This is a genomic window from Achromobacter colocynthidis (genome assembly GCF_057334535.1).
Map to the genome: position 1 here is coordinate 174,880 of NZ_JBHFIZ010000029.1, position 7,662 is coordinate 182,541.

General features: G+C 66.3%; 7 protein-coding genes. 6 read left to right on the forward strand and 1 reads right to left on the reverse strand.

Going from position 1 to position 7,662, the window contains the following annotated elements:
- From ACE04A_RS13260 to ACE04A_RS13285, 6 genes are all read left to right on the forward strand, one after another.
- On the forward strand, positions 1-652 hold a 652-nt coding region (locus tag ACE04A_RS13260; RefSeq protein WP_485820195.1), incomplete at its 5' end, for a pyridoxine 5'-phosphate synthase.
- Between the two features lie 70 nt (positions 653-722).
- On the forward strand, positions 723-1,190 hold the full coding sequence (acpS, locus tag ACE04A_RS13265; protein ID WP_259246077.1) for a holo-ACP synthase: 468 nt from the start codon (positions 723-725) through the stop codon (positions 1,188-1,190).
- Between the two features lie 13 nt (positions 1,191-1,203).
- The gene (nagZ, locus tag ACE04A_RS13270; RefSeq protein ID WP_448717341.1) at positions 1,204-2,262 is read left to right on the forward strand and encodes a beta-N-acetylhexosaminidase; all 1,059 of its coding nucleotides are present in this window, start codon (positions 1,204-1,206) and stop codon (positions 2,260-2,262) included.
- Positions 2,225-4,054 (forward strand): excinuclease ABC subunit UvrC, encoded by a 1,830-nt coding sequence (gene uvrC / locus ACE04A_RS13275; RefSeq protein WP_259246079.1) that lies wholly within the window; start codon positions 2,225-2,227, stop codon positions 4,052-4,054. The genes nagZ and uvrC overlap by 38 nt, the downstream gene beginning before the upstream one ends.
- Positions 4,055-4,155: 101 nt before the next feature.
- On the forward strand, positions 4,156-4,728 hold the full coding sequence (gene pgsA, locus ACE04A_RS13280; RefSeq protein ID WP_485820196.1) for a CDP-diacylglycerol--glycerol-3-phosphate 3-phosphatidyltransferase: 573 nt from the start codon (positions 4,156-4,158) through the stop codon (positions 4,726-4,728).
- A gap of 211 nt (positions 4,729-4,939) precedes the next feature.
- Positions 4,940-6,259, forward strand: a complete 1,320-nt coding sequence (locus tag ACE04A_RS13285) for an MFS transporter (protein ID WP_279996054.1) — start codon at positions 4,940-4,942, stop codon at positions 6,257-6,259.
- On the opposite strand, the gene ACE04A_RS13290 is transcribed toward ACE04A_RS13285, so the two are convergent.
- A partial coding sequence (locus ACE04A_RS13290; protein WP_485820197.1) for an MFS transporter occupies positions 6,185-7,662 on the reverse strand: 1,478 nt, incomplete at its 5' end. The genes ACE04A_RS13285 and ACE04A_RS13290 overlap by 75 nt on opposite strands.

The window sequence follows — 7,662 nt, forward strand, 5'->3', positions numbered from 1 at the left end:
GCGCGCGGAGGCCGCCGGCGCCGACCTCATCACGCTGCATCTGCGTGAAGACCGGCGCCATATCCAGGACGCCGACGTGTACGCGATTCGTCCGCAACTGCGCACGCGCATGAACCTGGAATGCGCGATCACGGCGGAAATGCTGGAAATTGCCTGCGCCGTCAAACCCCAGGACGTTTGCCTGGTGCCCGAAAAGCGCACCGAGCTCACCACCGAAGGCGGCTTGGAAGTGGCCGGCGCCATGGACTCCGTCACGGACGCCGTGGGCCTGCTGGTCGAAGCGGGCATACGCGTGTCCCTGTTCATCGACCCGGACCCGGTGCAGATTGCCGCGGCGGCCAAGACCGGCGCCACGGTCATTGAACTGCATACCGGCGCCTATGCGGAAGCGCAGGGCGATGCGGCCGCAGCCGAGCTGCAACGCATCCGCCTGGCCGTGGTCGAAGGGCTGCGCCATGGCTTGCGCGTGAACGCCGGCCATGGCCTGCACCTGGGCAACGTGGCCCCGGTGGCCGCCATTGACGGTATCTCTGAACTGAACATCGGCCACGCCATCGTGGCGCAGGCGGTGTTCGACGGCTGGGAAAAAGCGGTTCGCGACATGAAGGCGGTGATGGTGCAGGCACGCCTGCAAGCGCTGCGCGGCCTGTGACCGCTGGCCGGATGACGGATGCCACCATCTTGCGTCACGCATCCCGTGCCGCTGTTTTTGGGTGACGTTTATGTCTGACTCCTCCAAGGCTCCCGCAGCAGCCGCCAGCGCGGCCCCCACCGCAGCCCCCGCCCCGGCCGGCGCCATCGCCGGCATCGGCATGGACCTGCTGCGCATCGACCGGATTGAACGTGCGCTGGAACGGCATGGCGACCGGTTCGCGGAAAAAATCCTGGGCACTGAAGAACTGCAAAAATTCCATGCGCGCCGTGCCCGTGACCCGGTGCGCGGCGTGCGCTTTTTGGCGACCCGCTTTGCCGCCAAGGAAGCGTTTTCCAAGGCCATCGGCTTGGGCATGCGCATGCCCATGACGTGGCGGCGCGTGCAGACGCTGAATGCGCCGGGCGGGCGCCCGGTGCTGGTCATCGCGCCTGAACTGCAAGACTGGTATGGTCAACGGTTCGGCGCGGCGCATGTGTCCATCACCGACGAATCCGATATGGCCGCCGCCTATGTGGTGGTCGAACGCAAGCCCTGAATTAGGACCCCTTATGGCCAAGAAAAAATCCAAGGTAGTCCTGCCCCCCGGCCCCGTGATGGTCGATGTGGCGGGAACCTCGCTGACCAAAGAAGAGAAGACCCGCCTGCGCCACCCGCTGGTGGGCGGCGTGATTCTGTTCGCCCGCAATTTCGAAAACCGCAAGCAACTGACCAAGCTGACCCGCCAGATTCACAAGGCCCGCAAACAGCCGCTGCTGATCCTGGTGGACCACGAGGGCGGCCGCGTGCAGCGCTTCCGCGAAGACGGCTTCACCGCCTTGCCCGCCATGCGTGACCTGGGCACGCTGTGGGACCGTGATCCCTTGCAGGCCATGCGCCTGGCGACCGAGGCCGGCTACGTGCTGGCCGCCGAACTGCGCGCCTGCGGCGTGGACATGAGCTTCACGCCGGTGCTGGACCTGGACTACGGCGCCAGCCAGGTGATCGGCAACCGGGCCTTCCATTCGGACCCGCGCGTGGTCACGATGCTGTCGCGCGCGCTGATCCAGGGCCTGGCGCTGGCCGGCATGTCGGCCTGCGGCAAGCACTTCCCTGGCCACGGCTACGTGGGCGCGGACTCGCACCACGAAATTCCCGTCGACCCGCGCAAGCTGGACGACATCTTGAAGGACGACGCCGCGCCCTACGCCTGGCTGGGCGACGCCGTGCTGCCGTCGGTGATGCCCGCGCACGTGATCTACCCGAAGGTGGACAAGCACCCGGCGGGTTTTTCCAAGAAGTGGGTGCAAGACATCCTGCGCAAGCGCCTGGGCTATGACGGCGTGGTGTTTTCCGACGACCTGACAATGGAAGGCGCGTCGGTGGCGGGTGATATCCTGGCTCGTGCCAAGGCGGCGCTCAACGCGGGTTGCGACATGGTGCTGGTGTGCAACCGGCCGGATCTGGCCGACGATTTGCTGTCGCGCCTGAAGTTCGACCACGCGCCCGAATCGGTCGAACGCATCCGCCGCCTGATGCCGCGTTTCGATGCGCCCGACTGGGATACCTTGCAGGCCGAACACCGTTATCAGAATGCCCGACGACTTCAATCTCAAATCGTTCCTGTCTGACCTGCCGCATCTTCCAGGTGTCTACCGGCACCTGGATGCAGCCGGTGAAGTCATGTATGTCGGCAAGGCGCGCGACCTGAAGAAGCGTGTCTCGTCGTATTTCCAGAAGAACCTGGCCAGCCCCCGCATCGCCCAGATGGTGTCGAAAGTGGCGCGGCTGGAGGTCACCGTGACGCGCTCGGAAGCCGAAGCGCTGATCCTGGAAAACAACCTCATCAAGAGCCTGAAGCCGCGCTACAACATCCTGTTTCGCGACGACAAGTCCTACCCCTATCTGCTGATCACCGGCCACGAATGGCCGCGCATTGCCTACTATCGCGGCGCGACCAACAAGCGCGGCCAGTACTTCGGACCGTTCCCCAACGCGTGGGCGGTGCGCGAGACGATCCAGATCCTGCAAAAAGTCTTCCGCCTGCGCACCTGTGAAGACACCGTCTTCGCCAACCGCTCGCGCCCCTGTCTGTTGCATCAGATCGGGCGCTGTTCGGCGCCTTGCGTGGGCGCCATCGAGGCCCAGGAGTACGAGCGCGACGTGCAGCGCGCGGTGCGCTTCCTGAATGGCGAAGCCAAAGACGTCATGGGCGAAATCGAAGCGCGCATGCAGCAGGCGGCGGGTGAACTGCGCTTTGAGGAAGCCGCCGCGCTGCGCGACCAGATGGGGTCGCTGGCGCGCGTCCTGCACCAGCAGACCATGGAGAACACCAGCGGCGAAGACACCGACATCATTGCGGTGGCCGTGGCGGGTGGCAAGGTCTGTGTGAACCTGGCGATGGTGCGCGGTGGCCGCCACCTGGGCGACAAACCCTTCTTTCCGACGCACGCCGAGGGCGAAGCCGCGCCGCAGGTGCTTGAGGCCTTTGTTGCCCAGCACTACACCGACAACGCCATGCCGCCCGTGCTGGTCTGTTCGCACGCCTTGCCCGACCCCGACTTGATCAACCTGCTGATCGAACAGGCGGGCGGGCGACCGTCACGCCTGCTGACCCGTCCGCAGGGCGCGCGCCGTTCGTGGCTGGAACAGGCGGGCAAGAATGCCGAGATGGCGCTGGCCCGCGCGCTGACCGAATCCGGGGCCCGCGCCGGCCGCACGCTGGCGCTGGCCGAGGCGCTGGACCTGGACACCGATGAAGCCGCGCTGGATGCGCTGCGCATTGAATGCTTCGACATCAGCCACACGGCTGGCGAAGCCACGCAAGCATCGTGCGTGGTGTTTGAACACCACGACATGCAGCCCTCGCTCTATCGCCGTTACAACATTGCCGGCATCACCCCGGGCGACGATTACGCGGCCATGCGCCAGGTGTTGACGCGCCGCTTCGCCAAGGTGGCGGATGGCGACGCCCAGATGCCGGGCCTGGTGCTGATCGATGGCGGCAAGGGCCAGGTCGAAGTGGCGCGCAAGGTGTTTGCGGAATTGGGGCTGGACATCCAGACGCTGGTCGGCGTGGCCAAGGGGGAAGGGCGCAAGGTTGGCCTGGAAACCCTGGTGTTCGCCGACGAGCGGCCCCCCGTGGCGCTGGGTGGCGAGTCCGCCGCGCTGATGCTGATTGCGCAGGTGCGCGACGAGGCGCACCGCTTTGCCATCACCGGCATGCGGGCGCGCCGCGCCAAGACGCGCAATGTGTCGCGGCTGGAAGAAATTGAAGGGGTGGGCGCCCGGCGCCGCCAGCGCCTGTTGGCCCGGTTCGGCGGATTTTCGGGGGTGGCGTCCGCCAGCATTGAAGACCTGGCATCGGTGGACGGCATTTCCCAGGACCTGGCCGAACGCATCTACGAGGCGCTGCGTGGCTAGTCGATATCCGCTCGTGCAGTGGCCGGGCGCCGGCCAAAGCGCGGCCACCCCACCGCGTCGATACAGCCAGCGTCATCCGGCTGATGTAGCATACGGACACTATGCCAATTAACGTACCCATAATCCTGACGTGGCTGCGCATCGCCATGATTCCTCTGGTGGTCGGGCTGTTCTACCTGCCCGAGAGCTGGATGTCGGTCCCCACGCGCGACACCTTCGCGGCGTGGGCGTTCATCATTGCGGCGCTGACCGATTGGTTCGACGGATGGCTGGCCCGCCGCTGGAACCAGACCTCGGCCTTCGGCGCCTTCCTGGACCCGGTTGCCGACAAACTGATGGTCTGCGCCGCGCTGATCGTCCTGCTGGACCTGAGCCGCGTCGCCGCCTTTATCTCGCTGATCATCATCGGCCGTGAAATCACCATTTCCGCTTTGCGCGAATGGATGGCCAAGATCGGCGCCAGCGCCAGTGTCGCCGTGCACCGCCTGGGCAAGTTCAAGACCGCCGCCCAAATGGTGGCGATTCCCTGCCTGCTGTACAACCAGCCCGTCTACGGCATCAGCACCAAGCTGCTGGGCGACGTGCTGATCATTGTTGCGGCGGTGCTGACGGTCTGGTCGATGCTGTATTACCTGCAGCGCGCCTGGCCCGCCATTCGCGAAAAGGCGCTGTAAGCGCCCTGGCAGTATCCTGATTTGCAGACGGCGGCCGGGCTCGCGCATGGCGGCCGCCAACACAGTCCAAGAGCGATGGCCGGCACGATCCGGCCCGGCCTTGCCGCCGCATTCGCCATGAACTCAACGGCCGGGCTCCCGGCCGTTGCCGGAGACAACCCGCGCACCGCATCACTGCGTGCGCTACCCGCCGCTTGCGCGGCCTTTTGCAATGCACACCGCCACCACCCCCTTGCCCTCGGATGCCGATGTCCGCCGGCGCGACTGGAAGACCATTCTGTTGATCGGCGTTGCACACGCCGCATCGCACTTTTTCCAACTGGTGCTACCACTGCTCAACGTGTCCCTGGCCACGGCGTTTGGCCTGGACTTCGCGCGGGTGGGGGCGCTGGTGGCTACGTTCTACGTGGTGTCGGGCATCGGCCAGGCGTCCTCGGGTTTCGTCGTGGACCGCATCGGCGCGCGGCCCGTGCTGTGGTTCGGGCTGGCGTGCTTTGTGTTGTCGGGCGTGTTGATCGGCTCGGCCAACGGCTACCCCATGCTGATGTTTGCTGCCATTGTGGGCGGCATCGGCAATTCGGTGTTCCATCCGGCCGACTACTCCATCATCAACCACCGCATTACGCCGTCGCGCCTGGGGCACGCGTTTTCAGCGCACGGGCTGACCGGCAACCTGGGCTGGGCGCTGACGCCGATATTCATGACCACCATCACCTTGCTGGCCGACTGGCGCGTGGCCGCCTATAGCGCCGCGGGGCTGGTGGCGGTGGTGCTGGTGTTGACCGTGCTGGGCGGCCATCTGCTTGGTGGGCCAATGCCGCAGGACGCCGATGCCAAGGATGAAGGCAAGGATGGAACACATGCCGCCACCGCATCCAAGGCCGCGCCCAAGCCGCAAGAAGGCGTGCTGACCACCCTGGCGACGCTGCTGTCCAAGCCCGCGCTGTGGGGCGCGTTCCTGTTCTTTGCCTGCACGTCGATCGCGTTGTCGTCGGTGCAGAACTACACGATTCCGCTGCTGGACCAGTTGTACGGCCTGTCTGAAGTGGTGGCCAGCTCGGCCTTGTCCGGCTACATGGTGGCGTCGGCCGTGGGCATGGCGGCGGGTGGCTTCCTGGTGTCGGCCAACCCGCGCACCGAGCGCACCGTGATGGTGGCGCTGTTGTTGGCCGGCCTGACGCTGGTGGTGCTGGCCCTGGGCCTGGTGCCCGGCGCACTGGCCGCACCGGTGGTGGGCCTGGCCGGCTTCTGCTCGGGCGTGGCGGCGCCTTCGCGCGACATGCTGATCCGCCGCGTCACGCCCAAGGGCTCAACCGGTTCCGTCTATGGGCTGGTGTATTCGGGCATGGACGTGGGCTCGGCCCTGGGCCCGCTGGCGTTCGGCCTGCTGCTGGATGCAGGATTCCGCCAGGGGCCGTGGGTGGGCGCGGGCGTGGCGTTCGCGGCGGCGGCGCTGCTAGCGCAGTGGATCGCCGTGCAGGCGCGCCGCGCCGATCCCGTGTTGGCGGGGGGCGCGGTCGCCCGGTCCTGACGTGTTTCGGGTGTCGCCACCCGGTCCTGACTTTTCTTGGGCGCCGTCTCCCCCTGGCTTGCCCGGGCCAAGCAGCATCAGCCCAATCAAACCAATCAACACGCACAGCGCCACGTAATAGGCCGGCACCATCAGGTTGCCGGTCTGCTGGATCAGGGCGGTGTTGATGAAGGGCGCCAAGCCGCCAAACAGCATCACCGCCAGGTTGTACGACAGCGACACGCCGGTTGATCGCAGGTTCACGGGCAGGATCTCGGTCATCAGCGCGGGCGTGGGCCCCCACATGAAACCCATGCAGGCCGCCGCCAACAATTGCGCCTGCAAGAGCGTGGCGAAGGACGGCGCATGCAGCACGCGCGCCATCATGAACCATGTGACCACGCCAAAGGCGAAGGTGGCCGGCAGCATGAGGGCGCGGCGCGTCAGGCGGTCCGACAGCGCGCCCGACAAGGGGCACAGCACCAGCAGCAGCACGGCGGCCAAGGCGCTGCTCAGTTGCGCGTCGCCCATCGTCAGCCCCAATTCCGTGACGGCGAAGATGGGCAGATACAGCAACATGACGTAGTTGGACGCCGTGCCCGTCACCACGATGCAGAACGACCCGATCAGTTCACGCGGATACCGCGAAAACAATGTGCGCAGCGTGGTGCGTTCGGGTTTGACGAGCTGGTCCTGAAAGCGGCGGAATTCAGGCGTTTCGTCTACCTGAGTGCGCAGGTAATAACCGATGGGCCCGATCAAAATGCCGAACAGGAACGGCACGCGCCAGCCCCAGCTTTCCAGATCCGCCGTCGACAAGTTCGAAGATAGCAGGTAGACCACGCCGGCCCCGGCTGAAAACGCCAGCGACTGCGAGCACATCTGAAAGCTGCCGTACAGGCCGCGCCGCCCGGTGGGGGCGAATTCCACCAACATGGCGCTGGCGCTGGCGTACTCGCCGCCCACCGAAAACCCCTGGATCAGCCGCGCCACCAGCATCAGCACGCTGGCCGCCACGCCGATTGATGCATAGGTGGGCAGCAGGCCGATCAGGGCGGTGCCGCCCGCCATCATCAGGATCATCAGCGACAACGCGCGGCGGCGGCCGTGGCGGTCGGCGTACATGCCCAGCACCAGGCCACCGATCGGGCGCACCGCAAAGGCCACGCCAAAGGTGGCCAGCCCCAGCAGCAGCGACGTTGCGCTGTCGCCGGTGGGGAAGTACAGGCGCGAAACCACGGCGGCGAACATGCCGTAGATGGCGAAATCGAACCACTCGAAGGCGTTGCCCAGCACCGAGGCAATGACCACGCGCCGACGCATGGCGGCGGAAACTTGATAAGCGGGGGAAGACGAAGACGTCATCTCGGACTCCTGCGAACGCCGTACAGGCGCAAGGGGACCCACGGGGCGCGGTGCGTGGC